Source organism: Metabacillus rhizolycopersici, from assembly GCF_020075705.1.
The window spans coordinates 18,182-36,087 of sequence record NZ_JAIQUM010000054.1; the positions used below are offsets into that span (position 1 = coordinate 18,182).

Annotated in this window: 19 protein-coding genes and 1 riboswitch; of the genes, 14 read left to right on the top strand and 5 right to left on the bottom strand. The window is 39.5% G+C overall.

What is annotated here, in order from left to right; translation table 11 throughout:
• Positions 1 to 53: 53 nt before the first annotated feature.
• The 14 genes from K9V48_RS19585 to K9V48_RS19645 all read left to right on the top strand — a co-directional run bounded on the left by K9V48_RS19585 (position 54) and on the right by K9V48_RS19645 (position 13,093).
• The gene (locus K9V48_RS19585; RefSeq protein ID WP_224140849.1) at positions 54 to 1,532 is read left to right on the top strand and encodes a zinc ribbon domain-containing protein; all 1,479 of its coding nucleotides are present in this window, start codon (positions 54 to 56) and stop codon (positions 1,530 to 1,532) included.
• A 110-nt stretch (positions 1,533 to 1,642) separates the two neighbouring features.
• Positions 1,643 to 1,777 (top strand): hypothetical protein, encoded by a 135-nt coding sequence (locus K9V48_RS29145; protein ID WP_263432892.1) that lies wholly within the window; start codon positions 1,643 to 1,645, stop codon positions 1,775 to 1,777.
• A 234-nt stretch (positions 1,778 to 2,011) separates the two neighbouring features.
• The gene (locus tag K9V48_RS19590; protein ID WP_224140850.1) at positions 2,012 to 3,118 is read left to right on the top strand and encodes an ABC transporter substrate-binding protein; all 1,107 of its coding nucleotides are present in this window, start codon (positions 2,012 to 2,014) and stop codon (positions 3,116 to 3,118) included.
• On the top strand, positions 3,108 to 3,932 hold the full coding sequence (locus K9V48_RS19595; RefSeq protein ID WP_224140851.1) for an alkaline phosphatase family protein: 825 nt from the start codon (positions 3,108 to 3,110) through the stop codon (positions 3,930 to 3,932). The genes K9V48_RS19590 and K9V48_RS19595 overlap by 11 nt, the downstream gene beginning before the upstream one ends.
• A gap of 19 nt (positions 3,933 to 3,951) precedes the next feature.
• Positions 3,952 to 4,788: an ABC transporter permease gene (locus K9V48_RS19600; protein ID WP_224140852.1), complete on the top strand. Its 837-nt coding sequence runs from the start codon at positions 3,952 to 3,954 to the stop codon at positions 4,786 to 4,788.
• Complete coding sequence (locus K9V48_RS19605; RefSeq protein ID WP_438803903.1) at positions 4,746 to 5,564, top strand: ABC transporter permease; 819 nt, start codon at positions 4,746 to 4,748, stop codon at positions 5,562 to 5,564. The genes K9V48_RS19600 and K9V48_RS19605 overlap by 43 nt, the downstream gene beginning before the upstream one ends.
• Positions 5,561 to 6,565, top strand: coding sequence for an ABC transporter ATP-binding protein (locus K9V48_RS19610; protein ID WP_224140853.1), 1,005 nt, complete (start codon positions 5,561 to 5,563; stop codon positions 6,563 to 6,565). Before K9V48_RS19605 ends, K9V48_RS19610 begins: the two co-directional genes overlap by 4 nt.
• Positions 6,562 to 7,350, top strand: coding sequence for a DeoR/GlpR family DNA-binding transcription regulator (locus K9V48_RS19615; protein ID WP_224140854.1), 789 nt, complete (start codon positions 6,562 to 6,564; stop codon positions 7,348 to 7,350). Before K9V48_RS19610 ends, K9V48_RS19615 begins: the two co-directional genes overlap by 4 nt.
• A 443-nt stretch (positions 7,351 to 7,793) precedes the next feature.
• A complete protein-coding gene (locus K9V48_RS19620) occupies positions 7,794 to 8,600 on the top strand; it encodes a helix-turn-helix domain-containing protein (protein WP_224140855.1) in 807 nt (268 codons plus the stop codon).
• Between the two features lie 366 nt (positions 8,601 to 8,966).
• Positions 8,967 to 9,746, top strand: coding sequence for an N-acetylmuramoyl-L-alanine amidase (locus K9V48_RS19625; protein WP_224140856.1), 780 nt, complete (start codon positions 8,967 to 8,969; stop codon positions 9,744 to 9,746).
• 351 nt (positions 9,747 to 10,097) lie between these two features.
• Positions 10,098 to 10,207, top strand: a riboswitch (TPP riboswitch).
• A 94-nt stretch (positions 10,208 to 10,301) separates the two neighbouring features.
• The gene (locus K9V48_RS19630) at positions 10,302 to 11,300 is read left to right on the top strand and encodes an ABC transporter substrate-binding protein (RefSeq protein WP_224140857.1); all 999 of its coding nucleotides are present in this window, start codon (positions 10,302 to 10,304) and stop codon (positions 11,298 to 11,300) included.
• A gap of 11 nt (positions 11,301 to 11,311) precedes the next feature.
• Positions 11,312 to 11,602, top strand: a complete 291-nt coding sequence (locus tag K9V48_RS19635) for a thiamine-binding protein (RefSeq protein ID WP_224140858.1) — start codon at positions 11,312 to 11,314, stop codon at positions 11,600 to 11,602.
• Positions 11,602 to 12,363 carry an ABC transporter permease gene (locus K9V48_RS19640; RefSeq protein WP_224140859.1) on the top strand — a complete coding sequence of 254 codons (762 nt, stop codon included), beginning with the start codon at positions 11,602 to 11,604 and terminating at the stop codon, positions 12,361 to 12,363. The genes K9V48_RS19635 and K9V48_RS19640 overlap by 1 nt, the downstream gene beginning before the upstream one ends.
• Before the next feature lies 1 nt (position 12,364).
• Complete coding sequence (locus tag K9V48_RS19645) at positions 12,365 to 13,093, top strand: ABC transporter ATP-binding protein (protein ID WP_224140860.1); 729 nt, start codon at positions 12,365 to 12,367, stop codon at positions 13,091 to 13,093.
• Positions 13,094 to 13,736: 643 nt separating this feature from the next.
• Here K9V48_RS19645 and K9V48_RS19650 read toward each other — a convergent pair.
• The 5 genes from K9V48_RS19650 to K9V48_RS19670 form a co-directional block, all read right to left on the bottom strand.
• The gene (locus tag K9V48_RS19650) at positions 13,737 to 15,143 is read right to left on the bottom strand and encodes a sensor histidine kinase (RefSeq protein ID WP_224140861.1); all 1,407 of its coding nucleotides are present in this window, start codon (positions 15,141 to 15,143) and stop codon (positions 13,737 to 13,739) included.
• Positions 15,133 to 15,807: a response regulator transcription factor gene (locus K9V48_RS19655; protein ID WP_224140862.1), complete on the bottom strand. Its 675-nt coding sequence runs from the start codon at positions 15,805 to 15,807 to the stop codon at positions 15,133 to 15,135. Before K9V48_RS19655 ends, K9V48_RS19650 begins: the two co-directional genes overlap by 11 nt.
• A 57-nt stretch (positions 15,808 to 15,864) precedes the next feature.
• The gene (locus tag K9V48_RS19660) at positions 15,865 to 16,518 is read right to left on the bottom strand and encodes a M50 family metallopeptidase (RefSeq protein ID WP_224140863.1); all 654 of its coding nucleotides are present in this window, start codon (positions 16,516 to 16,518) and stop codon (positions 15,865 to 15,867) included.
• A gap of 74 nt (positions 16,519 to 16,592) precedes the next feature.
• On the bottom strand, positions 16,593 to 17,252 hold the full coding sequence (locus K9V48_RS19665; protein ID WP_224140864.1) for a PspA/IM30 family protein: 660 nt from the start codon (positions 17,250 to 17,252) through the stop codon (positions 16,593 to 16,595).
• Position 17,253: 1 nt separating this feature from the next.
• On the bottom strand, positions 17,254 to 17,658 hold the full coding sequence (locus K9V48_RS19670; protein WP_224140865.1) for a hypothetical protein: 405 nt from the start codon (positions 17,656 to 17,658) through the stop codon (positions 17,254 to 17,256).
• Positions 17,659 to 17,906 lie beyond the last annotated feature (248 nt).

Here is a 17,906-nt window from a genome sequence, read left to right on the forward strand (position 1 = left end):
TACTATGAAAATATGAAATTAGAAAAATATGTAACATCGTAAGGGGTGATTTCATGGACTACTGCAACAATTGCGGGGCTAAGTTGAATGACACTCAAGAGTTTTGTGGAGAATGTGGCCACCAGATTTCTAAGAAGAAGGACCAAAACATTGAACCAGAAACAACGCTGACACCAATAAGTGACACGAGGATTGAACCAGCTCAAACGAAACCTCAAGCATCAAGTGAACCAAAACAGCCATTGTTTAAAAGCAAGAAATCAAAAATTTTAACAGCTATTGGAATCGTTGTATTGGCGCTTTTAATAGGTGGGTATTATTTTCTTCAACAAATGACAGCTCCAAAAGCAGTGGCAGAAGGGTTTATTGATGCGATTAATCAACAAGATGTGTCAGCAATGAAAAAATATATTAATGATGGACAATACGAAATAAAAGTAGATGACAAACAGGCGGAGGAATTTATTTCCTATTTGCATGAAAATCCAAGAAGAATTACATCCATTGCTGAAGAATTAATGAATGATGCAGCTTTAATGGAAGAGGGGACATCTCCTTCTTTAGATGGGGATTCTCTAGCAAGTTTAAAGTATAACGGAAAAAAATGGGTCTTTTTTGATGACTATGCTGTTCAAATTCAAACCTTTTACACTGACATTCATTCAGATGTAGCTAATACAGATATTTTAATCAATGATAAAGTAGAAGCAACAATGGAAGATGAGGAAGAAACGTTCGGACCACTCTTACCTGGTGTTTATACAGTAAAAGCTACGGTGAATGGTGAATTTGGGGTCGTTGAGCAAAAACTAAAAATTGATACTGCTGAGGTAGATGGTGAAACTGGCAGCATTGAATTTGATTGGTCCAATTATTTTGTCCCTGTTTATTCAAATCATGAAGATGCGATCCTATTTGTCAATAACCAAAGCACAGATAAGGAGATTGGTGATGTAGAATCATTTGGTCCTGTTCCTTTAGATGGGTCGGTAAAAATTTTTGCACAAAAGAAGTTTGATGAAGGTGTGAAGAAAAGTACTGTGGTGACATTAACAGAAGGGATATCCAGTGCTGAGCTTGTTTTTGATGAGGAGGAGAAAGAGGCAGATACAAATACAGTCTCCAAAGTTTATGTGGTGGAAAAACACGCTGATGTTAAGGAAACAGAAGGGGTATCGATTGACGAAATTGCTGTAGAAGATGTGGTTATAAATCACTATTCTTATATATCAACAGATGAATTTAGCTTAGCTTATGGATTGTTTTCATCAGCTCGAAAATCAGAGGTATCATTGGATGTTTGGACGCGGGGACTTCTGAATAACATTCAGGATATTGTCACAGAAGTAACTGTAACGGAAGTGAAAGGGAGTACTGCGAAAGCATATCTTGAAATGACTTCTTATGATCGAAGCTCAGGCGGAAAAACGTTAGTGCAAGAATGGGGTGGCTATTGGAATCTAGTAAAAGAAAGCGGTGATTGGAAATTACACAAAGCAGAGATCAAAAAACTAGATTCTAGAATCGAATGATGAGAGGAACTAATCAAATAGAGTCAGACGCACGTCACTTTTTTGTGTGATTGATCGTCATCCCCGATAAATTTACGGTAGATAAGAAAAGGAGAGTAATCATATTTTGATTGACTCTCCTTTATTCTATAGAAGAATTAACAGAAGAAATGAAACTGATTCAAGGAGCATCATCAAATGATATGAACGAAAGTATCTATGATTCCTATGCATGGTTAGCTGAAAATCGCCGCCTTCAACCATAAGTTTAGCCTATTTTTAACAGGCGAGTAAAACCCCTACCTTGAGATGTGAAGGTGGGGGTTTTGATATGGGGGACAGTCATCCAGTAGTCTCCGCAATCGTAATGTTGGATGTAAATTTTGTGTAAATTGAAATTTACATAGGCTTATTGTGGGATTTATGTTTGCTTAATATTTGTTTTGTATATTTATCTCAACAAACAAAAATAAAACAAACAACTTCGGAGGGATAAGCATATGTCTTGGAATCGTAATTGGAAAAAAGGAATAATCGGTGTCATGACTATTTCAATGTTGGCAGCATGTTCATCAAATACTGGTAGTGAATCGAGTGCAGGAGAAGAATCTAGTACTAGTGAATTGACATTGGCTCAAATAGAAGAAAAGGCAAAAGCAGAAGGAAAAATCAATTCAGTAGGGATGCCAGATACATGGGCAAACTGGGTAGAAACGTGGGACGAGCTAGAAGCTGGATATGAGTTAAAACATATGGATACAGACATGTCGAGTGCAGAGGAGATTGCGAAATTTGCTGTTGAAAAAGAAGATGCAACTGCTGATATCGGGGATGTGGGAATTGCCTTTGGACCGATTGCTGAAGATCAAGATTTAACACTTGCTTATAAAACATCTTATTGGGACGACATTCCAGATTGGGCAAAAGATGATGACGGAGACTGGGTTGTTGGTTATGCAGGCACAATGTCCTTTATTACCGATCAAAACAATGTAAAAGAAGCCCCAACATCTTGGGAGGATATAAAGAATGGCGACTACAAAGTGAGTATTGGTGATGCGTTAACGGCAAACCAAGCACAATTTTCGATTTTAGCTGCTGCCTATGCTTTTGGTGGAGACGAAACAAATCTACAACCAGGAATTGATTTCTTTGCAGAATTAGCAAAACAAGGTCGTTTATCTGCGAGTGATCCAAGTGTTGCTAACTTAGAAAAAGGGGAAGTGGATGTTGCACTCCTTTGGGATTTTAATGCACTAGGTTATCGTGAGCAAATTGATGCTGAACGATTTGAGGTAACGATTCCAGAGGAAGCATCTGTAACTTCTGGTTATGCGACCATTATTAACAAATATAGCAAAAACCCGCATGCGGCGATGTTAACTCGTGAATACATTTTATCTGATGAGGGACAAGAAAATTTAGCAAAAGGGTATGCACGCCCAATTCGTGAAAATGTAGAGCTATCAGATGAAGTACAAGCTATGCTACTACCAGCTGATTTATATGAAAATGCTCGTCCTGTAGGGGACCAAAAGGCTTGGGAAGAAACAACGAAACAAATTCCACAAATGTGGCAGGAGCAGGTACTAATTCATGTCAAATAATCGTTTAATTATGATTGTTATCGATGCATTGCGCTTTGATACTGCGTGCTCACATATGGGATTTATACAACATCTTGTGGAACAAGGAAAGATGGCTCGCTATGAAGTGAAGTCAGAGGTTCCTTCCTTATCTAGGCCACTTTACGAAACGATTTTAACGGGAACACCACCGATTGTCCACGGAATTGTCGGAAATAGTGTCGTTCGCTTATCGACGCAAGAAAGTTTGTTTCATTTAGCTAGACGCAGCGGGAAAACAACCGCTGCGGCTGCTTACTACTGGGTGAGTGAACTTTATAATCATGCTCCATTTCGGCATAGAATGGATCGCATTCAGCTTGATCAAGATGCACCGATTGAAAACGGGTTATTTTATTTTGAAGATCATTATCCAGATAGTCATTTATTTGCGGAAGCTGAGTGGCTCGTTTCAGAAAAGAACCCAGATTTTCTCTATATCCACCCGATGAATGTAGATGATGATGGGCATAAATTTACAGCTGATTCTGTAGAGTATCGCAATCGTGTTTTGGCTACAGATGCTTTGCTTGCCCTCACACTGCCAAAATGGCTGGATGCCGGCTATGACATTATCGTAACTGCTGATCATGGGATGACAAATGATGGGAATCACGGCGGGAATACTACGTCTGATCGCCATGTTCCATTATTTATTGCCTCTAGTAAAGTAAAGCCTGTCATTCACGATCAGATCATCTCACAATTACAAATTGCCCCGCTCGCTTGTTATTTACTTGGAATAGATCCATCAGAAGCCATGGCCCCTCTCATTATATCTGGCTTGGTTGATTAAAAAGGGAGACATCATGATTATGACTAGTAAAAAAAGTGTATTACTCATCTTAGTTCCGTTCGCTTTAGTGATGATTTTCTTTTTTCTCGTCCCGCTCATTGATATGCTGGTAAGCAGTTTTTCAGGTAGCAACGGATTTACGCTGGAACATTATAAGGAAGTATTATCAAGTTCTTATATTTTACAAGGATTTAAAAATAGTTTTGTTTTGTCGCTCGTTTCAGCAATCATCGCATTAATCGTCTCCTTGTTAGGGGTGTATGGGATGACGTATTTTTCTGAACCAGTACGTGAACGACTATTGATCTTGTCGAATTTAACGTCTAACTTTTCAGGTGTGCCTTTAGCATTTGCGTTTATTGTGTTGCTTGGCAACAGTGGGCTTTTTACATTAGCTTTTGAAGCGTTTGGCTGGGATTTATCGTTCTCACTTTATAGTTGGTCAGGACTCTTACTCATTTATATTTATTTTCAGCTCCCGCTTGCAATCATGCTCTTATATCCGATTTATTACGGAATCCAGCAGCAATGGAAAGATGCGGCTGCTTTATTAGGTGCTTCTTCATTGATGTTTTGGAAAAAAATCGGCCTCCCAATTTTATTTCCTGGCATTGCGGGAACATTTACGATTTTATTCGCCAATGCAATGGGAGCGTACGCTTCTGCCTATGCCTTAACGGGAAGTAATTATAACTTAGCAGCTATTCGGATTGGGTCCCTTATTTCGGGAGACATTTTTGCGAGTCCGGAGCTTGCGAGTGCCATCGCTGTTATCCTTGGTGTCATTATGATTATCGGGATGCTGCTGAGTGAATGGCTTATCAAGAAAACGAGAAAGGATTTGTCGAAGCGATGAAAAAATTCACCATCTTTATGCTCACTCTCATCGGTCTTTACCTCGCTTTGCCGATTCTCGCAACCGCTTTGTATGCATTTTCAACGAATTGGAATAAAACGATTTTACCAGAAGGGCTCACATTCGAATGGATGAGCACGCTTTTTCAAGATATGCGCTTTGTCGAAGCGTTCGGTAGGTCTGTTCTTTTGTCAGGTGGAGCGGTCGTCCTTTCGATTCTCCTTGTTGTCCCGGCAATTTTTATCATTGTGTTATATTTTCCTTCATTAGAAAAATGGTTTCAGGCAAGTGTTGTGATGATCTATGCTTTCCCTGGGATTATTTTGGCCGTTGGGTTGATTCGGTTTTATTCAGGGACAAGTATCCCGATGGTGCTTACAGTCCTTGGCGTGTATGTCGTTAGTGTGTTGCCGTATATGTATCAAGGAACACGTAATAGCTTGCGAAATGTGCAAGGTCGTCAATTAATGGATGCAGCGGAATTATTAGGCGCTTCTAAAATGGAGGCTTTTCGTAAAGTGCTCCTTCCAGCTGTTTATCCAGGATTATTTGTCTCAGCATTATTATCCTTCTCGATTTTATTCGGGGAATTTGTCTTGATAAACCTTGTTGTTGGCTCACGTTTTGAAACGGTTCAAATTTATTTAATGTCGAAATTAAGTACAAGTGGTCATATTGCGAGTGCTATTGTGTTCGTCTACATTTTATTGATGGGAATTCTGACACTTGTGATGGCGATCATAACGAAAAAAGCGAAAGGAATGAAGCAAGCATGAGTAATGTAATCTTAAAAGACGTCCATAAGCAATATGAAAAAACAAATGTTCTTTCTGGTATTAATATGACGATTGAAGATGGAGAATTCATCACGTTACTTGGACCAAGTGGTTGCGGGAAAAGTACGATTCTCCGTATTTTGACTGGGCTGACCGATGCGACAAGTGGCAAGGTGATGATCGATGGGAAAGATATGAAGGATGTCGCACCGAAAAACCGCCAAGTCGGAATGGTGTTTCAATCATACGCCTTATTTCCAAATATGTCGGTGTATGAAAATGTTGCCTTTGGTTTAAAGATGAATAAAATAAAGCCGAATGAAGTGGCGAAGCGAGTAGAGGAAATGTTACACCTCGTTGGGTTGGCAGAGAAGAAAGAGGCGTATCCGCATGAGCTTTCTGGTGGCCAGCAGCAGCGGGTGGCACTTGCACGCTCACTCGTTGTCCGTCCGAAAGTATTATTGCTTGATGAACCGTTAAGTGCACTTGATGCACAAATTCGCAAACATCTGCAAGTGGAACTACGCACAATCCAGCGCGAACTGCAGATGACGATGATACTTGTTACACATGATCAAGAAGAAGCGATGTCTGTTTCTGATCGCATTTTCGTCATGAATAAAGGGAAGATTGCGCAAGAAGGAACCCCTTCAGACATTTATACAAAGCCGAGAACGGAATTTATTGCGAACTTTATTGGCCATTATAATGTTTTTTCAAAGGAGCAACTAGGAAAGCTGACTGGGAAGAAATTTGTGAATGCGAGTGAAAAATACGCGATACGTCCAGAATCGATTCATTTACAAGCGAAAGCTTCCTCTTACCCACTACGTGCCATTGCTGGTCATTCTGTCATGAATGGAAATGTGATCCGGACAACCTTTCGTGCGGATGATAAGCAATTTATGATGGAACAATTGCATCACAAGGCCCCAACTTTTGAACATGGGATGGAATATCAATTATTCGTAGAACCTGAGGATGTCATCGCATTATCATGAACGAAATGAAAGAAGAAAGACAGCAATTAATTATTAAGTGGGTGAATGAAGAGAAGCGTGTATCTGTTGCGAAAATGGCGACGAAGTTTTCAGTTACGCCAGAAACGATTCGCCGTGATTTGAATGAGCTTGAGGCGCTGGAGCAAGTAACTAGGGTACACGGCGGAGCGGTTCTTTTTACAAAAATTGAAAAAGAACAAGCCTTTTTGCGGAAGTTTGATTTGAACCGAGAGGAAAAGGAACAAATTGCATTAGAAGCCATCAAAAGGATTGAAGACGGGGATACAATAGCGATTGATGTTGGCACGACAACGGTTCATCTCGCCAGTTTTATCCAAGATGTGAAAAACATAACCATTGTAACGAATTCAATTGCAGCCGCAGATCGGTTTAATCAAGTGATTGAAGAGAAGCGAATCACAGGAAAGGTCATTATGCTTGGCGGACAGACGAACCCAGCCCAATCCTCAGTTTCAGGTGCCATGACGTTAGAGTGGCTTGGTCATATGCATGTCGATAAAGCATTTATTTCCTGTGGGGGGATGGTTGCAGATACGATTTATGATTACGATTTGGACGAATCACTTGTTTCAGCCAAAATGATGGCATGTAGCAAAAAAAGCTATTTGCTGGCCGATTCATCCAAGATAGGCACGCCCTCTTTCGTCTCCTTCTGCCAAGCAAGTCAAATCGATGAAGTGATCTGCACTCGGCCATGTCCGAAAGAATGGAAAGAATGGTATCGGCAATGGACGATTGCAAAGAGTGAGCAAGTGGAAGTTTAATCGATTATCACGTACATCTAGAAGATGGACCGAATTCGTTTAATTATCACGAGCGTACGACGAAAGCTCTCTGACACTTTCAGGAGGAATGAAAAGCTTGAAAAGAGCATTCAGAATTAATCCTGTTGGTATTATCCCCTACAGTCTACCTGTAGGGGATTTTTCTATGGGGAAAAAGGATAAACCTTTAGGGTTATGTGCATGACTAACTCTCTTTTTGACTTCTTGTGATTGCCGCTATTTTAAAACAATCCTCGATTTTTCCACATCCAATTATCGTTTCCATTAAAAAAGTAAAAAATATTTTATGTAGACGCTACTCTACCTCGATAAAAACCCTATATAAGGGGTGACGGGTTAAAGTGCATGGCAACCGAATGTCATCTGAATAGCACTTTTGTAACTTGTTAAACAATACAAAAGATCAGAGGGAGAGAGTAGACGTGGAAAAGCTTAATTTTGAAACGGTTCAGAGGTACCAATCATTTCAGACAATCGAAGAAATGGATCAATCTGTGCGGGGATTTTTGTACAAGCATAAAGTGGAATTGTCAGAAGGGACGCTTTCCGTTCTTCAGCATATTTGGAAGCATTCTGTGAAGGTTGTTGGTGTTTCTTTTGCAAAATATGATTACATTGCAGAGCAAGTGAAAGTGAGCCGACGCACGGTTATTCGGGCTGTGAATAGTTTGGAAGAGAGGGGAATCATCAAACGAATTCCTACCGCACGGATGAATGGAAAACAAGGGGTAAACATTGTTGTTATTCAAGCGTTTGAACCGATTGATACATTACTAAACAATAAGTCACCCCAAGATGTCACGCCAACTGTCACTCCTAATAAAACAGAGAATAAGCAAAGCTCACTCTGTGAGAAACAAATAAAACAACCAATTAACGTAAATGATACGTCAGAGTCGTCACAACAGGAGCTGGATTCAAGTTATCTTCCTGATTCGATTTCGCAGGAATTTGTCCAAGCAACAAAGCCTTTTTTACATGCTATCGACATTTATAAGCTATGGAACAGGGTGTTAATTGCCTATAACAAAATCAAACCACAAAAATACTTAGATGACCTAAGCGAATGTATCATTCACGCTTTTAAACAAACGGTATTTGCGAAAAAATTGGGTAAAATCCATACCACGTTTGAAGGGTATTTTTACAGGATTGTCTATGCCAATTTAATTATAGAAAAGCGGAGAGAACACAAGCATTTATTATATGACTTTTTAAACGGTGAGTAATGCGATCGTGACGATGGTATCTATTCGTAAGGCAAGTAAACATAAAAGGATGAACAGCTGTTACAGAGTGGGACGAAAAATGTATCGAAAATTGGATGTTGGTCGATATCTTGGTGATTTCGGACAATAAAATTCAAAACCAGACAATAAAACCTTGAGTTTGGACAATAAAATCTCAAGTTCAGACAATAAATCGTGATTATGGGCAATACATCATTTCGAATAGCTGAATTAGAAATCAAGTAAGTTTAAAACAACAAGGTGTACTAAAATAGCCTTTCGCAAAAAATGATTCAAATACAATCGTACATCCACACTGTCAAAAGGCTTGATTCATCATTAAATATAGTAAGGAGAGGATAAATAATGACAAAGAAAATATTTTGGGATAAAGGTCATGGTGGTTCTGATTCTGGTGCAGTTGGTAATGGAATGCAAGAAAAAGTGTTAACTCATAAAATTGTTGTGTATGCAATGAACCATTTAACAGCTACCTATACTGGATTCGAACAACGTACAAGTCGTACGGAAGACCAAACAGTTGATTTATACACACGAGATGATCTAGCAGATAATTGGGGCGCTGATGCGTTCGTATCGGTGCATATTAATGCAGGTGGGGGCACTGGTTTTGAATCGTATATCTATAACGGTGGAGTAAGTAGTGCTACTCAATCCCTTCAAAATTCATTGCACACAGAAATCTTAGCAGCGATGGAGAAATTCGGTTCAATAGCTGATCGAGGGAAAAAACGAGCTAACTTTGTCGTATTACGTGAAACAAACATGCCTGCTGTATTAACGGAGAATTTATTCATTGATACGGCATCAGATGCAAATTTATTGAAAAATGAATCGTTTTTAAGGGCAGTTGGTGAGGCCCATGCAAAAGGTGTAGCTACGTTTTTGGGCTTACCTAAAAAGGAAGTGACTCAGGTGAGTACTAAAATTCAAACGGGTGGATTAACGGCTGAAATGGTGAAAGAAGTGGCTGAATACTTTATTAATAAAAAGTGGTGGGCACAAATTCAATTCACATCTGATGGCAAAAATCCGACTGTTTTAACAGGCGGGTTATCCCCTGACATGCAACAAGAGTTCGAAACATGGTTAAAAGAGCGTGGTTGGTGGTATACGATCGTTTAATTCTTTGTAAAGGCTGTTTTCTAAATGATTGTTATTTTTGATGGGGGAGAAGCCCGATTCCAGAAAAATGGAGCCGAAGCGGTCACTGTTGATGGCACACTATATGATAATAGCAACAAAGTTTGAGAAAACAGCCTTTGCAAAAGAAGTCAATAAACAATTTTAGGTCAAAGCTTTATACGAATAACCATCATCTCTATGAACGTGAATTCAATCAGAACAGATTGTAAAAAAGATAATCGTTTTTTGTTTCAAAAAAAGTGACGTTGTTCAAAGCGTTTTCATGCATTCATTTACACATAGTATTTTTTGATTCTTCTGATATAATAGAACAAAGAAAAGTAAATAATGAAAGAATAGTGGGGGAGCCGGTGTGACCGGTTGAGATTGGATCTTTGAGATGCTGACCCTTTGAACCTGAACTGGCTAAGACCAGCGGAGGAAACATATTCGGATTTTAAAGAAAATATGTTTTGTTCATGTACGCGCGGGTTCTGTTCCGGGCGTTTTTTATTTTTCTTAACAAACATACAACGACAACAGGAGGAAAACGAGATGAAAAAATGGATCGTATTGACTTGCACACTACTTCTCTTCCTTGCCGGATGTGCAGGGGGACAAGAGTCATCTGAAAGTGGGCAGGAAGAAAAGAAAGAGAATGAAAAGGTGACGGTCGTTCTTGATTGGACTCCGAATACAAATCATACAGGTTTATATGTTGCAGAGGAAAAGGGCTATTTTAAAGAAGAAGGACTAGATGTTGAGATTATTATGCCTGGTGAGTCAGGCGCAGATCAACTTGTTGCTTCAGGTAAAGCTGATTTTGGTGTGAGCTATCAAGAAAGTATTACACAAGCACGGGTTCAAGGAGTACCGCTTGTATCCATTGCAGCCGTTATTCAGCATAATACGTCAGGGTTTGCCTCACCAGCGGAAAAAAACATTACATCGCCAAAGGACTTCGCAGGGAAAACGTATGGCGGCTGGGGTTCTCCAGTTGAAAAGTCTGTTATTTCTTCGTTAATGAGCCAAGAAAAGGCCAATGTAGAAGATGTTTCGATTGTGAATATGGGTGATACAGATTTTTTTACAGCCGTAAAGCGTGATGTTGATTTTGCCTGGATTTATTATGGGTGGACAGGCATTGAAGCAGAGTTACGCGGTGAAAAGATGAATATGGTCTATTTAACGGATTATAGTAAAAATCTTGATTATTATACACCAGTACTTGCAACGAATGAGAAAAAGCTAGAATCAAATCCTGAGCAAGTGAAAAAGTTCTTAAAGGCGGTTTCAAAAGGTTATCAGTTTGCGATCGACAATCCATCTGAAGCGGCGGATAGTTTAATGAAAGCAGCTCCAGATCTTGATCAAGAACTTGTTAAGAAAAGTCAAGAATGGTTAGCCTCTCGCTATCAGGACAATGCGCCAAGATGGGGTGAACAAAAGCAAGAAATTTGGGCAAACTATGCAAACTGGATGTATGAAAATAAATTATTAGAAAAACAACTCGATGCTAAAGCAGCATTTACAAACGACTATTTACCAGAATAAGGAGAGAAATCATGAACAACTCGCTAGTTAGCATTCAAATCATACCGAAAACAAAACCAGGGGAAGATGTCATTCCTTATGTCGATGAAGCGATTAAAATCATTGATGAATCGGGCGTAAAATATGAAGTTCATCCATTAGAAACAACAATGGAAGGCGAACTTTCTCATTTATTTGAGATTATTTCAAAAATGAATGAACGAATGGTCGAAATGGGAAGTCGTAATGTTATTTCTCAAGTGAAAATTTTATATCAGCCTTCTGGGATTGCGATGACTGATTTAACGGAGAAATATCGCTAATGAGAAAAATGTTCTTAAAGGGATGGAGACCGATTTTTGTGCTCCTTCTCTTATTTTTTATGTGGGAAATAATCGTGAAAAAAGCAGACATTCCAGATTGGCTTTTACCTGCGCCTTCTCAAATATTTGCTGAAGGAATCACGGGCTGGGCAGGCTTTTCCGGGCATGTGCTTGCAACAATAAAGCTTGGAATCTCAGGTTTTGCAATCGGTGTTGGATTTGGGCTTTTAGTAGCTGTCCTTTTATATGTGATTCCCTTTGTAAGAGAAGCTGTTTATCCATTGCTTATTCTTTCGCAAAATGTGCCAGTCATCGTTTTGGCACCGTTGCTCGTGATTTGGTTTGGTTTCGGTATGTTGCCGAAAATGATCGTGATTACACTGGTTTGTTTTTTTCCAATTACAGTGGCGGCATTAGACGGATTTAAGCAAACGGCTCCTGATTTAAAGCATTATATGAGAATGGCGGGGGCAACGCGTCAGCAGCTGTTTTGGAAGCTAGAACTTCCATATGCCCTTCCGTCGATTTTTTCTGGGATGAAAATCTCAGCTACATACAGCATCATGGGGGCTGTGATTTCCGAATGGCTTGGTGCAAAAGAGGGAATTGGAGTCTACATGACACTTGCCTCATCTTCATTCCAAACAGATCGTGTTTTCGTTGCCATATTTGCGATCATGGCTTTAAGCCTCTTATTCTTCGGGGTTATTATTTTAATGGAACGACTACTCATAAGGTGGCAGTTAAAAGGAGGCGAGTGAAATGAGTGTTTTAACCTTAGATAATATTTCAAAAAAATTCGCAGAGAATGCCATCATTAAAAATCTACAATTACAAGTTAACGATGGTGAATTTGTCTCGATTCTTGGTCCATCAGGGAGCGGAAAAAGTACACTCTTTTCTTTGATCGGCGGGATTCTTTCACCTGATAATGGGACGATTTTGCTAGAAGGTGAAAACATTAACGGTAAAACAGGGGCTATTAGCTACATGCCGCAGTCACCGAGTTTACTTCCTTGGAAAACGGTTTTACAGAACGTACTTCTTGGTCAAGAACTTAAGGGGACTAAGGATGAAGCGAAAGCCGTACAAATGATTGAAAAGGCAGGGTTAGCTGAATATGTCCATGCTTATCCTCGTCAGCTTTCCGGCGGAATGAAGCAGCGAGTATCATTCATACGTGCCTTGCTAAGTCCACAGCCGTTGATCTGTCTTGATGAACCATTTTCAGCATTAGACGAACTGACTCGCCTCGACATGCAGAAATGGCTATTATCTATTTGGGAAAACCATCGCCGGACGGTTTTGTTTGTGACACATAATATCGAAGAAGCACTGTTTTTATCAGATCGAATTGTCATTCTTTCGAATAAACCAGCTTCGATTTTAGCTGATTTTGAGATTCCGTTTAAAAGGCCGCGTGGGGAAGAGCTTTTTTTAGAGGATGATTTTTTCGAGTGGAAACGTAAGATTTATCATGCTATGAAGTAGGTTTAATTAAACGTTTGTTTAAGCTTCAAGTGGAAGGGAAGGATAACCCGCCGTATAAGGGCTATCTCGCTTTATCCTAGCGTAACGTAGCGGATGAAAAGATGAAGGTGAACAGTCTTTATTCAATGATAAGAAAGTATAAATTTTTGAACTTAGTGTCGGTGTCTAGCGCAAGCGTCCAGCCCCTCTTGGGTCTAAGCCACTTTTGAATTGAAGGTAAAAAACACCTTCTATTCAAAAGTGGCTTATGCTATGCCTGAGGCTGAACAAGGCGCTTGCGCTTTTCTTAAGCTGTTCACTTTATTATGTTATTCTTCCTCAACAATCCTCGATGATATCCAACCAACCGCTCCAGTGTTGGTCTCAACCTTTAACGATCTTATCCCACTGTTATCTGTTATTTCTTCTTCTAAATAGGTTACTAATTCATTTTCCTTGAATGTTTCCTGAAAAAAACTAAATTGTTGATTTAAAATAAAGTTCGATAATTTATAAAAAAGATTGATAAAACCCTGTATTAATATAGGGTTTTTCTTTTGCCCTTAAACGTCATATTGTTCAATTAAAGGTCCAGATTCTTGAACAAAACCTTTATTTAATGATTAGCAAGGAACTCGAATAGTTCATTTATTATATCAATCAACTATGTTGAAGCGTCGGGCACCCTAACAATAAAGGTGCTTCCCTTTCCAAGCTCACTTTCTACTTTTATCTTCCCTTTATGGCTTTCGACGATCCATTTCGCAATGGAGAGCCCTAATCCATGACTGCCTATTTGCCGGGAACGCGATTTGTCCGATCGATAAAACCGCTCGAAAATTCGATGAACATCTTCTTGTTTGATTCCAATTCCCGTATCCTGGACTCTTATACAAAGGTCAGACCCCTCTTTTGAAAGGGAAAGCTTCACTTCTCCCCCGTTTGGTGTGTATTTAATCGCATTGTCTAACAGAATGTATACTAACTGCGATAATCTTTCGGGGTCACCAACGGCCATCAGTGATGCTGGTGCAGACAAGCTCGTAGATATTTGCTTTTCATCGACCAGCGAACTGACAGACTCCAATGCTTGTTCTGCCAGCGGCCTGAAATCAAAGGTTTCTCTTCTAAGTTCAAGGGTATCCGAATCAGAACGGGCCAATGTTAATAAATCACTGACCAAATTTGTCATCCGCTTCACTTCCTGCCTCATATTGGAAAGAATCCTTCCTGAAAAATCCTCCTTTTCCTCGGGTTCGATGGTCATTTCCATGGCGTCAATGGAAGATAACAAAACACTCAATGGTGTCCGCAGTTCATGGGAAGCATCTGCGACAAATTCCCTTTGTCTTGTGAATGCACGGGTAATCGGAATCATGGCTTTTTTGGACATTTTCTGGCTAATGAATATAGCAACCCCAAAAAACACAATCCCTAACACGACAAGGATCACAAGAACCCAGTTAAAAAGCTGATAAGCAAATGAAATATCTTTTCCAATAAAGAGTTGCCCAACGAATTGATCTTTATAATAAATGGAATGGCTGGCAATCATGAGGCGTATATCCTGCTCAGGTTCAGGGTGATGAAATTTCCCCATTTTCCCTCTGCCTTTTGGATTACCTTCAACATGAATATTCTCATTCAAAAGTTCAATTCTGTTTATCATCATTTTGTTCAGCAGAGGTAATATCGCTGGCCGCAAACGACTGTCATCTTCATTGCCCATGATGATCTCTCCATTTGTATTCATGACGTAATAAAAGGCTTGATTCACCCCGGCAAACACGATTTCTTGTTCTTGCACGTCCTGGAGATTATTCTCTTTATTTTCCAACAAATAAGTCTCAACAATGTTTGCTTCTTGGACTATGAGGGACTCTAGTTCACGTTCTGAGCTTTTTAAAATAGTAATGTAAAGGACGGTATAGACGATTATAATAAAAAGCGCAAGGAAAAGAATAAGCAACCCACTGTAAATACGGGTTAATCGCCTTTGAGTGGTGCTGAACATATCTTTTCCGTGAAACGTAAAGAAGCTGCGGATGAATGAAAACATGCTAGTGTTCAAACTTATAGCCCACCCCTCTAATGCTTTTAAGCAAATCTTGTTTTCCAAAGCTCTTTAACTTTTTTCTGATTAACTTCACGGTGGCATCGATGGCTTTCGGGGCAACTTCGGAATCATAGCCCCAAATACGGTCAAGAATCACCTCCCGCGGCATGACTTGTCCTTTATTTTGCACCAATAAATCCAATAGTTGAAATTCCCTCGGACTAAGTTGAATTTCCTCGTTTTCTAAACGAACCATGTGGCTCATCCGGTTCAACACCAAATCCTGTATTCTAATTTCTTCTTCGAGAATAGGTGCATAGTTGCGGCGAGAAAGGGCTCGCAATCGCGCCAGTAGTTCACCAATTTCAAATGGTTTGACAAGATAATCATCTGCTCCTGAATCCAGCCCTACGATTCGGTCCTGAACGCTATCTTTAGCCGTCAGCATCAGAATGGCACCGGAATACCCTTGTTTTCGCAAATGGCGGCAGACCTCCACACCGTCCCTATTTGGCATCATCCAGTCAAGGACTAACACATCGTAGTGAGAGTTGGTAGCGTAATAATAGGCATCTTCTCCCTCCATTACCCACTCTACTTTATAGCCTGCCTTCTTTTTGAGCATATAGACGATTAATTCCCCAAGAGTTACATCATCTTCAGCCAATAATATATTCATGGTTATCAACTCCTTTCAATATGAGGGGAATACTGAAAACCGGAAATCTCCTTAACCTTAAAGTAAATGTAAGATATGGTTTATGATAAAGTATCCAGTATAAAGTGACTGTCCGAGAAGAATGAGCCCAAACGTCATTACTGGGATTAATTTTAAACCAACAAGAAAGCCGGAACCAGCTGTTTTTTTTCGTTCCCAAAGACTTTGCCTGCACACTTGTAAGCCATTCATAATACTTTTCATAAGAAGGAAGGACGATAGAAAGATACTTATATGCATAATGGCTATGTGATATTGGAAATGAATCGGCAAAGCTAGTAAAACAACAAATGATAACGCCCATATGATACCCAAAACATTGCGAATCCATAGTAAAACAGCAATAATCATTAAAGCGATGAACAAATACAGAATAAAATAATAGTTTTGGTTGGATATGAAATAAAATAACCCAATTGCCGCAAGTGACTGTCCCGTATATCCTGCATAGGTGATAAGCGAATGTTTGAATGAAGAATTTTCCGCATTTGTTCTCACCCTTGAGCCATCGTTAGGCAAATAAATTTTACTTGCTGTTCTTCCTTCTAAAATGACTATTATGACTTCGTGAAGAAGGGTATTACAAAGGGAAAAATAAGCTCTTATATATGGAATTTGAGTGGCGATCAAGGCAATGAATAGATAAATAGGAATAGGTAACGTATGATTCATTCTTTTGCTCCTTTCTTGATATCGATAGAAAAAGAGCACCTAACTTAATCTGCTGGCGCTCTCATTTCAATATTCTACTTTTCACTTTTTAGCTTTTCGATCTCTCTAGCTAATTCCTCTTCATTCACAACGTTTCGATAGACAGCGTCATGCTGTACTAAGGGATTAGCAAATTGGCTGCCAGCCTGTACTTCAGCTTCCATTAATAGGATTCTATCTTCGGCACGAGTAACCCCTCTTACGATAGTATCAGTTTGGAAAGAAACAGTAGCATTCTGAATCTGTTTAATAGACTGGGCTACATTCGCTCGAGATGCCAATAGAATTTTCTTATGCTGTAATTCATTATAGGTTTCTTGCAGTTCATTTAGCTTTTCCTTGAGCATGCCAGTTTGTCCTTGAATAGCTTCATATTGCTGTTCATAAAGACTAAGTTGTTTTTCATAAATAAGTTTTTCCTGCACAGCTAATTTCGTTATTGTATCTTCTCCCTGATCGATAGCCAGCTTTGCTTGTCGCGCTCTTTTTTCTACTATGTTCTTTGTTTCTAGAATAAGTACTGCTTGCTTATTTTCTACAAAAATCTGGCGGGAAAGAGCCTTCTGAGCTTTAGCTATTTCTTGCTCCATTTCTCTTGAATATTCATTTAACATGCTGATTGGATCTTCCCATTTATCTAACAATCCATTAATATCAGCCTTTGTAATGTTTTTTACTCTTTTAAAAATACCCATTTTAGAGATTCTCCTTTTTATTAACTATATTTTTTTCCCATTGATCTAAAATACTTTCATTTTGGTTCATCATCGGTTTATGTGAATTCATGATAGATGTATCGATAAATTGTTGCATTGAAGTAGCCTTTGCTTTTTTTCTTAGCCATTTCACAAAAAGAACTAAAACAGCGATCCCGATTATCAGGAATAATAGGAGTCCCCACCAGGAAAATCCTCCTCCATGATGATGACTGTACATCATGTGGTGGCCCCCAAAGTCGCCTCGTAGTCCCATTTCTCTTGGACCATGTCCATGTGGTCCAGCGGCAAGGGCACTATATCCTCCTAATAGAAAGTAGACTCCGAAAACCATTGGAGTGGTGATTGCACTCCAAAAAAGCACCTTTTTCACTTTCGAATTCATCGTTTTTCTCCTCCTTTCGTTCTCGATGCTTATACTTTAGTAGAGGTTGGTGAAAACTTGGTGAAAGTGAACGTCTTTTATAAAGCGAGACTTCCATCAGTCGGGGTTTTCTTCATCCCCTACTGATGGTTAGCGAGACTTATCATGCTCAGGAACGCCACATCCTGTGGCTTCGCCTGACTTGGACGTCAATCGTTCGTCGGATCTTTACGGGCAGTTATCTCCCACTTATCTTCTTTGCTTCTCTC